General features: G+C 49.8%; 1 protein-coding gene. It reads right to left on the bottom strand.

The features are described from left to right. Positions 1-2,392 (bottom strand): hypothetical protein (locus EBR25_13120; GenBank protein NBW41922.1); only part of this gene is annotated, 2,392 nt, incomplete at its 3' end. Positions 2,393-2,550 lie beyond the last annotated feature (158 nt).

Genomic DNA, 2,550 nt, shown 5'->3' on the forward strand with positions numbered 1-2,550 from the left:
TGGCAAAATCTTTTTCATTCTCTTCTTCGTAGGCAATAGCTTTCAAGAATCTATAAAACCCGTCGATTAATTTTTTCTCAATAGACTCTATTCTGGTGATGTTATTATCTGCCACCTTAAGCGATTTTTCTACCGCTTCGAAGCTACAAGCTATCTCGCATTCTTTATCAACCTGGTCCGCGTATCTCGATGCAAAGTACTTCTCTGCCATCTCGCCCACTCTAGGGATCTCCCTAATCGATGCGCTTAGGTTTCTAATGTTGCCCGGCAACAGCTCTTCCCCTATACCGGTAAAAGACAACCCCTGTTCCTCTGCTATTGGGCCGGCATTATTCTTCAAGGGATTACCCTCAGCGGCATAACAATTCGCGTTATTTGATGTCATACAGCCGCACTTCTCGATTAAATTATTGCCATCGCTATCCTCCCCATGCTCGGTCTTTCTGCACTTAGGATCACAGGGGCAGCCCAGGGACCCCGACGATCCAAACAACCCTGTTAGACCTTTGACCCCAGATATTATCGTCTTAGCCGCGCTGAATCCACCTCCAATAACCTTGTCGAGGTTATTTAGACCTATGCCCCCCTTCCCAAGGAGGTCCTGAGCAACACTGGCCAGGCCAGACACTCCCAGAGCAGTGGTAGCGAGGGTAGGTATTGCATTAGCGGGTGCTGGGAGCTTCGAAATCTGGTCCAGGTTACCCATTGATCCGAACAGCTTGGGTATTTCACCCAGAGAGCCTGAAGAGAGGCCCGTCGCCAATGTCGACAGTAGTTGCGGAGTCACAACATTGTTCCCTATCGCACTATTAACAGTCCCATTCACTGCGGCAAGGAGGCCGCCGCCAGAGGCCGAGTTGAGGATATTTCCAAGCGAGTTTGGATAAGCAGAGGTTAGTAGATTCTTGGCTATCCCCACCACAGGCGATACATATCTGTTGACTTCAGGGGGCAATTGATCCAGACCTATGGCAACTGCGCTGTCCACAGCTCCCATTATTCCTCCGCTCATCAGCCCGGTCATAACCGAAGCTGTCTGAGGGTCAATCGACAACATCGCGTTCCGCAGAGTATTCTGCCCGATCGATAAGAGGGCAGAGTCCAGGTCTCCCCCAGTCACCCCGTTAACGAGTGCGTCTGCCGCACTTCCAACACCGGTAAGTGCCTGTGCTGTAGAAGAAGTTAACGATCCATCCCGGTCCAGATCTTCTCTTATCAACTTAGTTATTGTCTCCACAGGAATGCCTGTCTTCTTTCTCAACGCTTCGTTAGCGACCCTTCTCATTGTCTGGGCTCCGTCGAAGGCGGTAGCGGGCACGAGACCTGCGAGACGTAACAGCTCTTTAAGCCTCGGATCTGTCCCGGTAAGATCAATATCTGCTATGGCAGTGTCGAAGGCGACTTCTGCTATCTCTGGTTCTTTAGCCCAGTCATCCGCAGACATCGGGGTTTCAGACAACGCCTCGATAGGGTTAAATCCTGTTGTGAATTGGATCCTTGTAAGAGGGGGTTCTTTGCTAAAAAACTGATGAGGTATACGCCTGCCCTGCCGTACCCAGAGCAGCAGCCCCTGATATCTTTGACAGACTATGAACTCTGAGTTATTGCCGTCATCCAGCACAGCTTCCATGCCATGGATCTTCTCACTGCATTTTGGCAACGTGGTTCGGAAAAATACCGGCGGAGAGCTTTGGGGTAACCAGGAGAAGTTTTTATTCTCATCCCTTCTACATATCATAGAAGTGGTACGGAATGCTCTGTCTTCAGTGAATTCATGAACTTCTCCCAGCAACGACTCATTGCATTCAGGTATTCCCGGATTTCTCTCCTGAGCCTGAGTAACAGCAGAGGTAGTTTCGTTCCCCGGGTTAATTCCTTTCTCTACCCAAAGCCCACTTGTAATCGATTTCCAAGACCAGGCGGGTTTACTCCCCACCTGATTGCTTGTGCGTCTGAGGCATACGACCACATCCTGATTCATCTCATTGCTGAGGATGTACATCCGCCCCTCATTTCCCTCATTACACTTCATCCCGGAATCGGTAGTCTCATTCCAAACCGCAGTACTCTCGTCGATGATGGGAAGTTGCATAGGGTTTCCTGAAACCCCGATGTCCGGGTCGTTTCTTATAACCCCTACGACATACATATTCTCCGATCTGCCATTAGTCTTACCGACCATCACTTTTGAGCCGATATACCTCGCGCTCAGTATCCCCTTATTCGATCCGGACACAGGTATCCATTGGGAGACAATCCCGTCCTCAGTGGTAACCTTCACCCGACCTAGCTTCAGCGGGTCATTGACATCGGAGATGACTGCCTCTTCGTTGAAAGGGTCGGCGTAGGGAACTCCTAGAGTTTCAATAATTCTAGTCTGAGCTCTGGCCATATTTGCCAGAGGTTTGAAAGGATTTTCAGCCATTAGGTTCGAATAGGATGTCGTCAGCCACTAAGAGATCTGCTGCTGAGTAGGCATACTGAACACGTTTTAGGGAGGTACAGGGTACGTAGTTCTCCAAAACGCTGATAGTAGCGTCCCATGTACGC

It is taken from the genome of bacterium, assembly GCA_009926305.1.
Taxonomy (GTDB): domain Bacteria; phylum Bdellovibrionota_C; class UBA2361; order UBA2361; family RFPC01; genus RFPC01.